The organism is Streptomyces telluris (assembly GCF_024519335.1).
Classification (GTDB): Bacteria; Actinomycetota; Actinomycetes; order Streptomycetales; family Streptomycetaceae; genus Streptomyces; species Streptomyces telluris.
This window is the reverse complement of record NZ_JANIID010000049.1, coordinates 1-16,033: the sequence shown is the minus strand read 5'-3', so window position 1 is coordinate 16,033 and position 16,033 is coordinate 1. Positions and strand designations below refer to the sequence as shown.

The window sequence follows — 16,033 nt, the reverse complement described above, 5'->3', positions numbered from 1 at the left end:
CGCCGGCTTCCGAACCCTTCGGCCCGTTCCCGCGCTCCCCTTTCGGTGCTCACCATTCAAGGCCCGGACCGCCGTGCACACATCAGGGCCAGCCCTGAAATGCCCGCCCGGCCCCTACGGACCCGCGGCCGGCGGGGCGGGGAACCGCCTGCCGGCCCCTGCTCGTTGCGCGGCGGAGCGCGCCTCACCCGCGCAGGTACGACAGGACGGCCAGCACGCGCCGGTGGTCGGTCAGGCTCGGCTCCAGGCCGAGCTTGGCGAAGATGTTGCGCACGTGTGTCTCGACGGTCTTGCCGCCCACCACCAGCTGCTCGGCGATCGCCTCGTTGGAACGCCCCTCGGCCATCAGCGCCAGCACGTCCCGCTCCCGGGGCGTCAGCTCCTCCAGCGCGCTGCCCGCCCGCCGGCGGTGCAGCAGCCGGGACACCACCATCGGGTCGATCACCGACTCGCCCGCCCCCACCCGCTTGATGGCACCGGTCAGCTCCTCGACGTCCGCGACCCGGTCCTTCAGCAGATACCCGAACCCTCGTGCGCGGCGCGCCATCACCTGCACCGCGCTGCCGGCCTCCACGTACTGCGACAGCAGCAGCACCCCGACCTCCGGGCAGCGCCCGCGGATCGCGCACGCCGCCCGTACGCCCTCGTCGGTGTGGGTCGGCGGCAGGCGGATGTCGAGCAGCGCCACGTCCGGCCTTACCTTCTCCACCAGCCGCAGCAGGTCCTCGGCGTCCCCGGTCTGCCCGACCACCTGCACCCCCGCCTCGGTCAGCAGCCGCACCAGCCCCTCGCGCAGCAGGACGGAGTCCTCGGTCACCGTCACGCGCACGGCAGCTCCACCCGCACCCGGGTCCCGCCGCCCGGGGGGCTGTGCACCCGCAGGGCGCCGCCGACCGCGGCCAGCCGGTCCGCCAGCCCTTGCAGCCCCGAGCCGCGCGCGGGATCCGCCCCGCCCACCCCGTCGTCGGCCGCCTCCACCACCAGCACTCCCTCGCACTGCCGCGCCGACACGCTGACCGCCCGCGCCTGCGCGTACTTCGCCGCGTTCGACAGCGCCTCGCACACCGCGAAATACGCCGTCGACTCCACCAGCGGCGGGTAGCGCCGGTCCTCCACCGAGACCACCACCGGCACCTGCGCCTGTTCCGCGAGCGCGGTCACCGCCGGGCCCAGCCCCTCCCGGGTCAGCACGGCCGGGTGGATGCCGCGGGCGATGCCCCGCAGGTCCTCCAGCGCCATCCGCAGCGTGCGGTCGGTCTCGGCGACCGTGTGCCTGAGCCCGCCGTCCCCGGCGTCCGCGAGGCGGGCGTCCAGGCGTCGCAGCGACATCAGGGCGAAGACCAGCCGGGTCTGTGCGCCGTCGTGCAAGTCCCGCTCCAGGCGCCGGCGTTCCCGGTCCGCCGCTTCCAGGATGCGGGAGCCGACCGCGCGCGACTCCTGTCCGCGGGCCGCGGCCTGCGACCGCAGCCGGACGTTCTCCAGGCACAGCCGGACCGACGCGCCCACCGCGGCCAGCAGTTGAGGGTCCTCGCCCAGGGCCGCGTCGTGCACCAGCACCGCAGAGGGTCTCTCCCGGTCGTCCAGCGCGGTGACGCTCTTGCCCGATCCCGGGTACGGGCCGCGCAACGCCCGGCCGGCCGGGTCGAGGTAGCCGCCGGCCGCCTCCGACCACAGGCCCAGCCGCAGCGAGGGATCGCCGAGCAGGTGCGCCAGGACGTCCTGCAACCGCCGGGGCGTCGGATCGGCGCCCACCTCGATCACCACACTGCCCACAGCGGCCCGTCGAAGCCGCATCCGCAGCAGCCCCACCAGGAACGTCACCGGGACGGCCATCTCGCTCAGGTCCGACAGCAGCGTCGGCGTCGACGCGGTGGGCCCCAGCAGCCCGGGAGCGGCCACGTGCAACACCTCCCAGCCCACCAGCGCCAGGGCGACCAGGATCGCGATCCACGCCGGCAGCAGGGCCCGGCGCCTCGCGAGGCTGCTCGCCCGCCAGTTGCGCACCAGCGCGACGACGACCACCACGGTCAGGAACGCACCCGTCCACCGGTAGCCGAGGTCGATGCCCGGGAACAGATCCCGGCCGGGCCGGAACAGCAGGCCGTTGGGGCCGCAGTCGAGGCAGCTGAGGTAGGTCGCTTCGCTCTCGGCCGACGGGTCGTAGGCGAGGACGCGCAGCAGCCCGCCCACCGCGACGAGCAGATAGGCGCAGGCGACCACGCGCCGGGCGAAGACGGTGGTGAGGCGGCCGTCGGGGAAGACCAGCAGCAGATGGGCCAGCACGGCCAGGTTCAGCGCCTCCCACCAGGCGCCGAGCGCGAACAGCGCCGGCACGGTGGTGCCTTGCAGGTTGCCCAGGAACCACGTCACGCCCTCGGCCACCATCAGCCGCCCCGTGCGGTTGGCCGGGCGCCGCCACCAGGCGATCAGCCCGGCCCCGGCGAACGTCCAGCCCACCGCCAGATCGCGGAGGATGTCCTCCTGCGTGCCGCCCGCGCGCCCGTAGGCCCAGGAGCCCGTACAGCCCGCCGCAACGGCCAGGGCCGCCGCACCCGCGACCGCCCGCCCGGGCCTGCCGCCGAGTCCGACCCCCGCACTCCCGCTCCCACAGGAGCCGGCTCTGCCCAGAACCCCACCCACGGGCACCACCATAGGGCAGGCCCCCCGCCGGTCAACGCAACCGCGAGCGCGTGTCCGGCACCCGAACGCTCTTTTGCGGAGGGGTCGTTCAGGATCTCGGACGAGGCGGATGCCCGGTGCGTACGCCGTGGGGCTCATGACCGGCACCGTCCGGCGGCATGCCACGCCGCGGCGAACCGGCCTACCGACGCGAAACGCTGCCCGGGGTCGGCCCGGGTGGCGCGGTGCAGCACACGGAGCCGAGCCGGGCTACCGCGCCAGGCGCCTTCGTCGTCCCCTGCGTCGAGCAGCAGCCGGGCGGCGCGACCGAGCGTGAAGACGGTCGTGCGGACGTCGATGGTGGCACCGCGCTCGTACTCCTCCGGCGCCATGAACCGCCGCGACCCCGGCAGCCGGTCCTCCTCCAGGACGAACGGGCCCGGGCGGTACTCGTCCAGGTCGACCAGGCGCATGATGCCGCCGGTGAAGTCGTACAGCAGCGCGCCGTCGTAGAAGTCGACGGCCACGTAACCGGCTGCCTCCACAGCGAGGTGCGCACTCAGAACCCGTTCCCATGCGCGCGTGGCCAGAGGGAGCGGCAGCGCGCGGAAGCGCGCCATGGCGCTGCCCGGGGCGGTGCGGTCCGCGGTGCCGCCGGCAGTGGGGTGGTAGAGGACCTCGCCCTCGTGCCACGGCATGACCACCGCCCAGTTGCTGCGCACGGCGATCCGGTGCACCTGCGGGACGATCACCGGATGCTGCACGGCCCGGTGAAAGGCCCACGCCCGGAGGAGCGAGAGCCGCGCGCCGTCCGTGGTGCCTTCCTTGACGAACCACCGTTCCCCGCCGGGGAGCCGGACGCCGTAGGACACGCATCCCGAGTCCTGATCCCGGAAGGCGGTGAAAACCGTCCCCGCTCGCTCGAGATACGCCTCTACGGAGGAGAGTTCAGTGACGTCCAGTAACGCGTGAAGGGCCATGAGGCCATCGTTCACCCGTTCTTCTGCGAGAACGTGCCGAATCCGGCCGCCTGGCTTCCCATGGCAGGTGTGTCCCCGCGCCAGCCCCCGGCCGCCCCGAACGACGGCGCCGCGACGAAACGCCCGCAGCCGCCGCCCCCGCGCGGACTGCTGGGGCGGCTCGGGCACTGGTGTGCGCGGCACTTCGTCGTCGTCATCGTCCTGTGGCTCGCCGCGATCGGCGGCGTGCAGGTGCTGGAGCGGTCCTTCGGCGGGGAGTACTCCGACGACTTCGCGCTGCCCTCGGCCCAGTCCCAGGACGGCCTCGACGTCCTGAAGGCCCACGACCCGGCCGCGGGCGGCTACAGCGGGCAAGTGGTCCTCCACGACGCCGCGAAGCCTTTGACGGCCTTCAGCGGCCAGATCAACCAGACGGTCGCCGAGCTGCGGAAACTCCCGCACGTACTGTCCGTGCAGAACCCCCTGCCGCCACCCGGCACACCCCCCGCGCGACCGCCCGGCACCCCCAACACCGGACCGCTGTCCGACGACGGCAAGACCGCCTACATCACCGTACGGTTCGACTCGCCGCCCGCCACCCTCGGAGCCCCGTACCTGGACGGCGTCGACGACGCCGTGAAACCGCTGCGCACGGCCGGGGTGCAGGTGGAGTACGGCGGGCCGCTCGGCGAGCTCGCCCGGCCCGAGCCCGACGACAGGAGCAGCGAGCTCATCGGCTTCGGCGTGGCGATCGTGGTCCTGCTGGTCGGCTTCGGCAGCGTCATCGCCGCGGGCGTGCCGCTGGTGACCGCGCTCGCCGGCGTCGTCATCGGCCTGGGCGTGCTGTCCCTGCTGGCCGCGGCCTTCACCTTCGCCACGGTCTCCCCGACGCTCGCCACGATGATCGGTCTGGGCGTGGGCATCGACTACGCCCTCTTCCTGATCACCCGCCACCGCCAGCACCTCATGGACGGCATGGACCCGGCCGCAGGCGCGGCCCGAGCGGTGGCCACCAGCGGCCGTGCCGTCCTGGTCTCCGGATGCACCGTCATCATCGCGCTGGGCGGCCTGACCGTCTCGGGCGTGTCGTTCATGGGCAAACTGGGCGCGGCGGCCGCCGTGACGGTGGTGTCCGCCGTCGTGGGGGCGCTCACCCTCGTCCCCGCCCTGCTCGGCCTGATCGGCTCGCGCATCGACAAACTGCGCGTACGCACCCCCGTCGCGGAAGGCACCACCGGCGAAGGGACGGACGGCGCCCAGGAAGCGCACGGCACCTGGCACCGCTACGCACAGCGCGTCGAGCGCCGGCCCTGGTGGTTCCTGGCCGCCGGCGTCGTCACCGTCGCGGTCCTCGCCATCCCCGTGTTCTCCATCCAGCTCGGCCACATCGGCGACGGTGCCGACCCCACGAGCTTCACCGACCGGCGCGCCTACGACCTGACGGCCGAGGCCTTCGGCCCCGGCGCCAACGGCCCGCTGACCCTCGTCATCGACCAGAGCGGCGTACCGGCCGCCGACCGGCCCGCCCTGGCGAGCAACGCCGCGAAGGCCCTGACGAACGTCCCCGGCGCGGCCACCGTCACCCCGCTCAAGCCGACGCCCGACGGCGACGTGCTCGTCGCCACCGCCTTCTCCGCCACCGCGCCGCAGGACGCCTCGACGACCGGCCTCGTGAACCGCCTCAAGGACGAGACACTGCCCGAAGCCGTGTCCGGCACCGCCGCGCACGGCTACGTGACCGGCACGACCGCCGCCCAGGTCGACTTCCTCGACATCCTGTCCGCCCGGCTGCCGCTGATCATCGCCACCGTCGTCGCCCTGGCCTTCCTCATCATCCTCATCGTCTTCCGCGGCATCCTGGTGGCCCTCAAGGCGGCCGCCCTCAACGTCCTGTCCATCACCGCCTCCTACGGCGTGGTCGTCGCCGTCTTCCAATGGGGCTGGGGCGGCCCGGCCCTGGGCGTGTCGGGCACCGTGCCCATCGAGAGCTACGTGCCGATGATGATGTTCGCCATCGTCTTCGGACTGAGCATGGACTACGAGATCTTCCTGCTCTCCCGCGTCCACGAGGCGTGGCTGCGCACGGCCGACGCGAAGGGCAGCGTCGCGCACGCGCTCGAGATCACCGCCCGGGTCATCACCTGCGCCGCCCTCATCATGGTCAGCGTCTTCGCCGCCTTCATCGCCAGCAACAACATCGTGGTCAAGATGCTCGGCCTGGGCCTGGCCGTGAGCGTCCTCATCGATGCCACCGTCGTCCGGCTCCTCCTCGTACCCGCCGTGATGACCCTCCTCGGTCACCGCGCCTGGTGGACACCACGATGGCTCGACCGGATCCTGCCCCACCTGGACGTCGAAGGCGAGGACACGCCGGATTCCGGGCGCCGCAGCGGCGCGCCGTGACGGCTCCCGGCCTCGCCCCTTGTAGGGGCCCGGCGTCATCCCATGGCGGGGCCCGGGGCGCTGCCGAGCCAGGACCGGATCGCGTCGGCCGTCGTGCGGACGTGTTCCTCGAAGAGGGTCCAGTGGTCGCCGGGGACCTCCACGGCGGTGTGCGGCGCCGGCCAGGACAGCTTCCCGGGGCCGCCGCCCCGCGTCCCGCTCGCGACGTCCGGATGCACCGGTGGGAGCGGCTGCGTGGCGCGGATCAGCAGCGTGGGTACGTCCGTCGGTTCGGGTCGCCAGCCGCGGGCCATACGGGTGTAGGCGCCCAGGGCGGCGATCGACATGTCGTCCACGGCGGTGTCGAACCGCTCGCCCAGCTGGAGGGGGAGACGGGCGGGCATGGCGAGCAGCCACGGCTCCTCCTCGCGGTCCGGGGTGACGTGGTAGGTGTCGGCGATGACGAGGCCGACCGGCGGCGTGCCCGTCGCCGTGAGCCGCGCGGCGACCGCATGGGCCGGGTAGCCGCCCATCGAGTAGCCGAGGACGGCGTACGGGCGGTCGCCCAGGTGCTTGCGCACGGTTGCGGCATGCAGGTCCACCAGGGTCTGCCAGTCGCGCGGGACGGCCTCGCCGTGGGCGGTGCCCGGGTGACGGATCTCAAGGACGTCCCGCTCGCCGGCGAAGGAGGCGGCCAGCGCGGCGTACCAAGGCCTCCCGAGGTGGGGGGAGAAGCCGGGGAAGCACACGAGTGCGGGACCGCCGGTGCCTTCGGCCAGGGTGACCGGGGCGAGCTCGTGCCGGGAGGCTTCGTCGGGGCCGAAGGAGGGCAGGGCGAGCGAGGCGGTCACCAGCAGGTGCATCGCCGAGACGACGTCGCCCGTTCCGCACACCCGCCGGTAGAGGGAGGCGAGGGTCTGCGGCGGCCGTGCCGTTCCGCTCGGGGCGGGCCCCGTGGTGCCGATGGCGGCAACGGCGGCGACGGTGGGGACGGCAGCTTCGGGTGGAGGTGCCGTGGTGTCGCCCGGCCTCTTGTAAAGATGACCGTCGAGTTCTGTGTACAGATGACCGGCCAGCTCCGTGACGCTGGGCCGGTCGAACGTGACGGTGGCGGGCAGCGGCAGGCCGGTGAGCATGCCGAGGCGGTTGCGCAGCAGCACCCCCGTCAGGGAGTCGAAGCCCAGCTCGGTGAACGGGCGTCCGGGCGCAACGTCCGCTGCGTCCGGGTGGCCGAGCACCGCGGCGACCTCCGCACGGACGAGCTCCAGCAGCGCGGGCGCCCGCTCGGCTTCCGGCAGTGCCGCGAGCCGTACCCGCCAGGAACCGGCCGCGTCATCGGGTCCGGTGGCCGCTCCCACCGCGGAGCCGGTGCCTTCCGCGCCGTCCCCGGACCCGGCGGCCGGGTGGGCCGGACGAGCCGGGCGGGCAGGGCGCACCAGCCCGCGTAGGGGAGGCGGGAGGGGCGACACGGCGGGACCCGTGGGACGGGAACGGTCCGGCAGCAGCGGAGCGAGCACAGGCTCGCCCCTGCCCAGCGCGGCGTCGAACAGGGCCAGCCCCTGCTCGGGAGAGACCGCGCGCAGCACGCCGCCCATGGCCCGCTCGGCACCCTCCGTGCGCGCCGCCATCCCCTCCCCGCCCGCCCACGGACCCCACACGAGGGAGAGCGCGGGCAGGCCGAGGGCGGTGCGGTGGTGGGCGAGCGCGTCCAGGAAGGCGTTGGCGGCCGCGTAGTTGGCCTGACCGGGATTGCCCAGCAGCCCGGCCGCCGAGGAGAACAGGACGAAGTGAGACAAGGACAGACGTCGCGTCAGCTCGTGCAGGTGCCAGGCGGCGTCCGCCTTCGGCCGCAGCACCGCCGCCAGCCGCGCGGGCGTCAGTGCCTCCAGCACGCCGTCGTCCAGCGCTCCGGCCGCGTGCACGACGCCGCTCAGCCGGTGCGCGTACTTCTCGACGACGGCCGCCAGCCGGGCACGGTCCGCCACGTCGCACGCGATCACGTCCACGCGGGCGCCCGCCTCCTCCAGCGCGGTCTGCAACTGCCGAGCCCCGGCCGACTGGGGGCCCCGGCGGCTGACGAGCACCAGGTGCCGGACACCGTGCCGGACGACCAGGTGCCGTGCCAGCAGACCGCCGAGGGCTCCGGTGCCGCCGGTGAGCAGGACAGTGCCGCCGTGTTCGCCTGCGAACCCGTCGGCCGCAGGCGATTCGAGGGAGGAGCCGGAGGAGGAATCGGAGGGGGAGCTGGAGGGAGCACCGGAGGGGGAGCTGGAAGGAGCACCTGAGGGGGAGAGGACGTCAGCGTCTGTCAGGCGTGGGACGCGGACCACGCCGTCGACGAGGGAGAGCTGGGGCTCGCCGGTGGCGACGGCGGCGGGCAGCATGCGCAGCGACTCGGGCGTCCCGTCGGTGTCGACGACCGTCAGGCGCCCGGGATACTCCGCCTGCGCGGAACGCACCAGGCCCCAGACGGCGGCGGCCGGCAGGTCCGGCACGGGGGAGGCGGCGCCACGGGTCACCACCACCAGGCGTGCTCCGGGTGCCGCCGGAGCGGACAGGTGCGTCTGCAACAGGTTCAGGGCGCGGGCTGTCAGACGGTGCGTCTCCGCGGCGGGGTCCCGGGCGGGGTCCGTGGCGGGGTTCGTGGCGGGGTCCGTGGCCGGGGGATCGCCCTCCGGCGACGGAGCGAGCGAGACCACTACGGCTCCGTTCTCCCTCCCGGTGAACGCGTCAGGCGTGGCAGGCATGGCGGGCGTGGCAGGCAGCGCGGAACGCAGGCCCAGGTCGTCCGGTGCCGCCATCGACAAGGAGATTCCCTCGCCGTCGGCCGGAACGACGGACCACCGCAGCCTGTACAACCCTCCGCCACCGTTCACTCCTGCGGCCGCCGCGGCACGGGTGGACTCCGGCAGCGGGCGGGTGGTCAGGGACTCCACCCGGGCCACGGGCTTCCCGGTGGGGTCGGCCAGGTCCACGGCGACCGTGTCCGTACCGGTGGGCCGTAGGCGCACGCGCAGGGCCGTGGCCCCGACGGCGTGTACGGTCAGGCCGCGCCAGGCGAAGGGCAACCGGGCGGGACCGGCGGACGGCGCGGCGAGGAGCGCCGCGTGCAGCGAGGCGTCGAGCAGGGCGGGGTGGATGCCGTAACGGCGTGCGTCGGCGCCCGCCGCTTCGGGCAGCCGCACCTCGGCGTACACCTCCTTGCCCGGCCCCTGCCAGGCAGCTGTGACGCCCTGGAACGCGGGGCCGTACGCGTGCCCGGTGCCGGACAGGCGCTCGTAGGCACCGGTCAGGTCCACCGGCACGGCGCCCGGGGGCGGCCATGCGGAGGCTTGGTCGCGACGCTCGCCACCGTCCTCGGCGGCCGGGCCGAGCCGCCCGGTCGCATGGTGAGTCCAGGCGCCCAGGGGCCCTGAGTCCTGCGGGCGGGAGTAGACGTCGGCGGTACGCCGCCCGGAGCCGTCCGGCTCGCCCAGAACCACCTGTACCTGTACCTGGACGCGGTCGCCGGAGCCGGGCAGGGCCAGCGGGGCCGTCAGTGCGAAGTCTTCGACGGTGTCCAGACCGCAGGCGTCGCCCGCGTGGAGCACCACCTCGGCGAACGCGGCCGCGGGTACGAGAACGTGCCCGGCGACGACGTGGTCGCGCAGCCACGGGTGGGCCGCGGTGGAGAGGTCGCCGGTGCAGAGGAGCCGCTCCGTGCCCGGGACGGTGGTCATCCGGGGCAGCAGCGGGTGGTTGTCGCGATCCGCCGGATCCGGGACGGGGGAGGCGGCGGCCGGGGCGTCCAGCCAGTAGCGCCGCCGCTGGAAGGGGTACGTCGGCAGGTCCACCCGCCGGGCGCCGCTGCCCGCGTACACCCGGTGCCAGTCCACGGGCAGACCGTGCACGTGCAACCGGCCGAGCGCGGCGAGGACCGCCTCCGCCTCCCGGGCGCCGTCCCGTGCGGTGGTGATGAACACCGGCCCCTCGGCCTGCTTCTCGGCCCGTTTTTGGGCTCGCCCGCCGGCCGGTTCCTCGCTGTCCGCGGCAAGTCCGGCCATGGCGGCAGCGGTCAGCTGTGCACCGGGCCCGATTTCGGCGAAGGCCGTCACCCGTTCGCCGTGGGCGAGCCGGTGCACGGCGTCCCCGAAGCGCACGGTTTCGCGGGCGTGGCGCACCCAGTACGCGGCCGAGCGCAAGTCGTCCCCGGCGGCAGGGCGCCCCGTCAGCGTCGACACCACCGGTATCCGCGGCGCGTGATACGTCAGCTGGGCCGCCACGAGCCCGAACGCATCCAGCATCGGCTGCATCAGGGGCGAGTGGAAGGCGTGGCCTGCCCGCAGCCGCGTCGTGCGGCGCCCCCGCGCGGCGAAACGGGCCGCGACGGCGAGCACGGCGTCCTCCTCGCCGGAGAGGACGACCGAGCGGGGGCCGTTCACCGCGGCGACCGCCACGCGGTCCGTCAGCTCCTCCTCGGCCTCGTGTTCGGAGGCTTCCAGGGCCACCATGGCGCCGTTGCCGGGCAGCTGCCGCATCAGCCGGCCCCGGGCCGCGACCAGTTCCACGGCGTCCGGCTCCGACAGGACCCCTGCGACGTGAGCCGCCGCAAGCTCCCCGAGGGAGTGCCCGGAGAGGACGTCCGGCCGTACGCCCCAGGACTCCAGCAGCCGGAAGAGCGCCACCTCGAAGACGAACAGCCCGATCTGCGCGAAGTCGGTCCGGTCCAGCAGAGCGGCGTCAGCGGTGCCCTCCTCCGCCCACAGCACGGAGCGCAGGGGCCGCTCCAGGCCTTCGGCGTCGAACCGGTCGCACAAGGCGTCGAAGGCAGCGGCGAACACGGGGAAGGCGCCGTGCAGTTCCCGGCCCATACCCGGCCGCTGCGCGCCCTGGCCGGAGAACAGCAGGGCCAGTCGCCCCGCGGGGGCGGCAAGCCTCGCCTCGGTGCCGGTGCCGGTGCCGGTGCCGGTGCCAGCTGCCGACTGCGCGTCCAGAGCGCTCAGCACTGCCTCGCGGTCCGCTCCGGTCACCGCCGCCCGGTGGGTGAGCGGGGTGCGGGTCGTGGCAAGGGAGAACGCGACGTCCAGCAGGGCCGACCGGGGTTGCTTCCGCAGCATGGCCGCCACCTGCGCGGCCTGTGCGCGCAGAGCTTGCGGGTCCGCGCCGGAGAGCAGCAGGGGCGGCATCAGCCTCGGGCGTCCGGGGGCGGTGCCGGCTGCGTGGCCTTCCGTTCCCGCTCGCGTTCCGTCTCGCGTTCCGTCGCTCGTTCCGGCTTCCGGCCCTTCCTGCCCGGCGGCGCTCCGGGAGGCCTCTTCGAGGATGACGTGGGCGTTGGTCCCGCCGATGCCGAACGCGGACACCCCCGCCCGGCGCGGACTGCCGGGCGCCGGATGCCACTCCTCGTCCCGTGTCAGCACCCGTACGGTGCCTGACGACCAGTCCACGCGAGGGGACGGCTCTTCGCAGTGCAGGATGCGCGGCAGGCGTCCATGACGCATCGCAAGGACGGTCTTGATGACCCCGCCGACACCGGCCGCGGCCTGGGTGTGCCCGATGTTGGACTTCAGCGCGCCGAGCCACAGCGGGCGGCCGGGAGGCCGCTCCTGCCCGTACGCGGCCAGCAGCGCCCGGGCCTCGACGGGGTCGCCGAGCGCGGTACCGGTGCCGTGCGTCTCGACGGTGTCGATGTCGGCCGGGGTCAGCCCGGCGTCGGCCAGCGCCTGACGGATCACCTGCTGCTGGGCCGGGCCGCTGGGCGCGGTGAGACCGTTGGAGGCGCCGTCGGAGCCGACGGCCGAGCCACGCAGCAGGGCCAGGACCGGATGGCCGTTGCGCCGGGCGTCGGAGAGGCGCTCCAGCAGCACCACTCCGGCGCCCTCCGCCCAGCCGGTGCCGTCGGCCGCGGCCGAGAACGGTTTGCACCGGCCGTCCGGCGCCAGGCCGCGCAGCCTGCTGAACGCAACGAAGGGCGCCGGAGTGGCCATCACCGTGACGCCGCCGGCCACCGCCAGCGAGCACTCGCCCGACCGCAGCGCCTGCGCCGCCCAGTGCATCGCCACCAGGGATGACGAACAGGCGGTGTCGACCGTGACGGCGGGCCCGTGCAGCCCCAGGGCGTACGCGATGCGGCCCGACGCCACGCTGCCGGTCGACCCCAGCGCCAGGTGCGCCTCAAGCGCGTGCGGCCCGCGGTGCAGGAGACGGCCTGCGTAGTCGTCGTGCATCACGCCGACGAAGACGCCGGTGTCACTGCCGCGCAGATCGGCAGGGTCGATGCCCGCCCGCTCACAGAGCTCCCAGGCGGTCTCCAGCAGCAGCCGCTGCTGCGGATCGGTGGCTGTCGCCTCCCTCGGGGACATTCCGAAGAAGGCGGCGTCGAAGTCGGCCGCCCGGCGCAGAAATCCGCCGCGGCGGGTGACGGACGTGCCGAGCCGGTCCGGATCGGGGTCGAAGAGGTTCGCCGGGTCCCAGCCGCGGTCGCCGGGGAGGTCCGAGGTCGCGTCGGCCCCGTCCACGAGCAACTGCCACAGCTCCTCCGGGGATGCCACGTCGTCGCGGGATCCCGGAAACCGGCATGCCATGGAGACGATGGCCACCGGATCCTCGGCCGCCCTGCGCGTCTTTCCGCCGGGCGTACGGGATGCCGCCGGGGCACGGCCGTCGAGCAGTACGGAGTGCAGGAAATCCGCCACGGCGCCGGGCGTCGGGTGGTCGAACACCAAGGTCGCGGGCAGCTCCAGCCCCGTGTCCGCGCCGAGCCGGTCGCGCAGCAGGACGCCTCCGAGGGAGGTGATGCCGGACGCGCTGAAGGGACGCCCCGGGTCCATCTCCTGCTCCGGCACGCCGCCGGCGTCCGCCGCCCGGGCGAGCACGAGGCGCAGCAGGGTGTCGCGGCGGTCGGACGCGGGCAGGGAGAGCAGCCGCCGGCGCAGGGCGGACGCAACGTCCTCGCGCGCCGCCGCGAGCCGTTCCGTCAACTGGCGGGCGAGCGCCGGGCGGTCGGTCTTGCCGGAGGGGGTACGGGGAACGGACCCGGTCTCGTACACGTCATCGGGCACTTTGAAGCCCGACAGCCGCTCCCGGCACACGGCGCGGACCTGATCGGTGTCGACGCCGTTCGGGCCGGGGACCACGAAGGCGACCGGCACCTCGCCCAGCACGTCGTGCGGCCTGCCCACGACTGCCGCGTCCGCGACGCCGGGGCAGCCGAGCAGCACGTGTTCGACCTCGACCGGGTTGACGTTCTCGCCCCCACGGATGATCAGTTCCCTGACCCGGCCGGTGACCAGCAGCCGGCCCCCGTGCGCGCGGCGCCCCAGATCCCCGGTGCGGTACCAGCCGTCCCTGAACGCCCGTGCGGTGTCGTCCGGGCGGTTGTGATACCCGAGCATCAGGTTCGGGCCCCGGACCCAGATCTCCCCTTCCAGCCCGTCGGCGACCACCTCACCACCGTCGGGGTCACCGCCGGCACCGGTCAGCCGCACGTCGACACCGGGCACGGGCAGGGCGCCCAGGCCGTCGTCCCGGGGGTCGCCCGGCCTCTCGACCGCGATCTTCCCGCACGTCTCGGTGCTGCCGTAGCCGTCGAGCAACGGGGCACCCAGCAGCTCCTCGACGTCCGCCCGCAGCGCCGGGGGGCAGGGCGCGCCCGCGGTGACGCACAGCCGTACACCGGACGGCTGTCGCGGCCGCGGCGCGCTGCGCAGCGCCTCCGTGAGCAGGTGGTACGTCGCCGGCACTCCCGCCACGACCGTGCAGGGCTGCTCGGCGAGCACCTGCGCGACGCTCGTGCCCCGGTCGAGGAGGAGGGCGCTCGCCCCCACGGAGAGGACCCCGAGCAGGCACAGCGAGTGCGCGTAGGCGTGGAACATCGGCAGCGGCCACAGCAGCCGGTCCTCCCGCCCCAGCTCCCACAGCGGGACGTAGGCCGCCGCCACCGACCACAGGGCGGCGCGCTGGCTGGAGACGACGCCCTTGCTGCGCCCGGTGGTCCCCGAGGTGTAGAGGATCCAGGCGGGCTCGTCCAGGCCGAGGTCGTCCCGGGGTGCCCGTCCAGGATCCGTCGTGGCCAGTCGCTCGAAGGCGTACGTGCCTGCGGGCAGGACCCCGTCCGGCACGGTGTCCGTGCCTGTCACCACGATCCGTATGCGCGGGGGGCGTGGTCGGGCGGTCGCCTCCGGCCCGGCGTAGGTCTTCGGCTCGGCGTGCGCCTTCGGATCGGCGACCGGGGACGGCCCGGGTATCGGGGACGGTCCGGATATCGGGGACGCTCCGCCCTGCTCGGTGATCACCGCGACCGCCCCGCTGTCGTCGAGGAAGTGCTCCAGCTCCGCGTCCGCCGCCCCGGGATCGAGCAGAACGCCTACGGCGCCCGCCCGCAGGACCGCGAGGAATCCCTCCACCATCTCCACGCGGCTGCTCAGCCGGAGGGCCACCCGGTCGCCCCGCCGCACCCCCGACCGCGCGAGGTGACCCGCCAACCGTGCGGTCCGTTCCTCCACCTGCCCGTAGGTGACGCTGCGCCGTGCGTCCTGGAAAGCGGTCTTGTCCGCCATCTGCGCAGCATGCGCCTTGAGCGCATCAGGCAGCGCACGGATCAACTCGTCCTGGATCTCCGCCATCCCCCACCCCTCCGGCCCCCACGGGGCGAAGGACAGCGCGCCCGCTCGCACACCGTACCGAGTGCTGAGGCCGAACTCCGGGGTGATCGGCCTCACCCCCCGGGCGGACCACGGGCCGTGCCGTGTCCGGATGATCTGCATATCGTGATCGCATGGGCCGCGACCCTATGGGCGAAGAGAGCGGCGGCGGCACTTCCCAGGGCCCCGCCCGCCCCGCCGACCCCACCGGCAGGCGGGATCGCGCCCGCCATCGCTGGTCGGCGTTCCGTCATTCGCCGTTCTTCCCCGCCACCGTGCTCGTGCTCATCGTGGCCGCGGCCGCCGGGCTCTTCGCGGGCTCCTACACCTACGCCATGGCCAATCCGACCCCGCACAACATTCCCACCGCGGTCACCGGGGTCCCCGTGTCCGAGATCAAACGGGCCGAATTCGTCCAGGGCATGGAAAGGGCGCTGGGAGCCGAGCTCCGGCTGCGTCACTTCGCCACCTACGAGGAGGCCCGGGACGCGGTCGAGGACCAGCGGGTCTACGCCATCCTCCAGGACCGCCACCACGCGGCCGAGCTGGACGTCTCCGGAGCCTCCGGTGCCACAGTCGCCCAGCTGCTGACCGAGACCGCACCCCGGGTCGGGGAGGAGACGGGCATCCCCGTGGTCGTGCGGGACGTCAACCCCCTCCAGAAGGGCGACCCGCGCGGCCTCGCGCTCTTCTACATCACCCTGGCGTCCGTCATCGTCGGCTTCGTCGGGGCCATTCAGCTGAGCGTCCACGCCCGCGAGCTCAACCCGGCCGAACGCATCGCCTTCACCGCCGCCTATTCCGTGCTGGGCGGCTTCACCATCGCCGCGATCGTGGACTGGGGGCTGGATGCGGTGCGGCTGCCGTTCGCGGAGTCCTGGCTGATCCTGGCGCTGACCATGTTCACCTCGGCGATGGTCTTCACGATGTTCAACGCGCTCATCGGACGGTGGGCCATGCTGCCCACCTGGGGGCTGATGGTCCTGCTGGGCAACCCGTCCTCCGGCGGCGCCGTCTCCTGGCCCCTGCTGCCCTCGCTCCTCGGCGAGATCGGCCGCTGGCTGCCGCCGGGGGCCTCGGTGAACGCTCAGCACACGGCCGTCTACTTCCGGCAGCACCAGCACTTCTTCCCGTTCGCCGTGCTCATCGTCTGGGCCGCCCTTTCCTGCACGGTCTTCTGGATCCGGCGGCACCGCCACCCCGGCGGACGGGAGACGACGGGAGCAGCCGCAGCCACGAGCTGAAACGGCCCGCTTCCCGTTGACGCTGTGCGTATTCGTGCTCGCTTTCTGTTGTTTCGGGGGTGGTGGCGTGTGAGGCCGCCCATGAGGCCCGGATCACTTACGAATCCCGATAGTGAACAGCTGCCGATGAATACGGGGAAAGGGCCGATAATCGCGCGCCGGCAATGAAGGAGCGTAGTAGGTCACAGTCCTTGTCAGGGGTTTTCGGGGT

At 74.0% G+C, this 16,033-nt stretch carries 6 protein-coding genes; 2 read left to right on the top strand and 4 right to left on the bottom strand.

Annotated features, from left to right (window positions below; translation table 11 throughout):
- Positions 1–184: 184 nt before the first annotated feature.
- The 3 genes from NQU55_RS33350 to NQU55_RS33340 form a co-directional block, all read right to left on the bottom strand.
- Positions 185–829 carry a LuxR C-terminal-related transcriptional regulator gene (locus NQU55_RS33350; RefSeq protein WP_505017635.1) on the bottom strand — a complete coding sequence of 215 codons (645 nt, stop codon included), beginning with the start codon at positions 827–829 and terminating at the stop codon, positions 185–187.
- A complete protein-coding gene (locus tag NQU55_RS33345) occupies positions 820–2,640 on the bottom strand; it encodes a sensor histidine kinase (RefSeq protein WP_256791712.1) in 1,821 nt (606 codons plus the stop codon). The genes NQU55_RS33350 and NQU55_RS33345 overlap by 10 nt, the downstream gene beginning before the upstream one ends.
- Before the next feature lie 134 nt (positions 2,641–2,774).
- Positions 2,775–3,599, bottom strand: coding sequence for a serine/threonine protein kinase (locus NQU55_RS33340; protein WP_168093986.1), 825 nt, complete (start codon positions 3,597–3,599; stop codon positions 2,775–2,777).
- Between the two features lie 69 nt (positions 3,600–3,668).
- On the opposite strand from NQU55_RS33340, the gene NQU55_RS33335 reads away from it, so the two are divergent.
- Complete coding sequence (locus NQU55_RS33335; protein ID WP_372504862.1) at positions 3,669–5,981, top strand: MMPL family transporter; 2,313 nt, start codon at positions 3,669–3,671, stop codon at positions 5,979–5,981.
- Between the two features lie 35 nt (positions 5,982–6,016).
- Here the strand turns inward: NQU55_RS33335 and NQU55_RS33330 are convergent, their stop codons facing one another.
- The gene (locus tag NQU55_RS33330; protein ID WP_256791711.1) at positions 6,017–14,560 is read right to left on the bottom strand and encodes a type I polyketide synthase; all 8,544 of its coding nucleotides are present in this window, start codon (positions 14,558–14,560) and stop codon (positions 6,017–6,019) included.
- Positions 14,561–14,727: 167 nt separating this feature from the next.
- Here NQU55_RS33330 and NQU55_RS33325 point away from each other — a divergent pair, with 167 nt between their 5' ends.
- Positions 14,728–15,822, top strand: a complete 1,095-nt coding sequence (locus tag NQU55_RS33325; RefSeq protein ID WP_372504863.1) for an ABC transporter permease — start codon at positions 14,728–14,730, stop codon at positions 15,820–15,822.
- Positions 15,823–16,033: the final 211 nt, after the last annotated feature.

Bases quoted from the DNA above. Each gene is read 5' to 3' on its own strand.
- NQU55_RS33340 (WP_168093986.1), bottom strand. From the start codon at position 3,599: ATGGCCCTTCACGCGTTACTGGACGTCACTGAACTCTCCTCCGTAGAG.
- NQU55_RS33330 (WP_256791711.1), bottom strand. From the start codon at position 14,560: ATGGCGGAGATCCAGGACGAGTTGATCCGTGCGCTGCCTGATGCGCTC.
- NQU55_RS33325 (WP_372504863.1), top strand. From the start codon at position 14,728: ATGGGCGAAGAGAGCGGCGGCGGCACTTCCCAGGGCCCCGCCCGCCCC.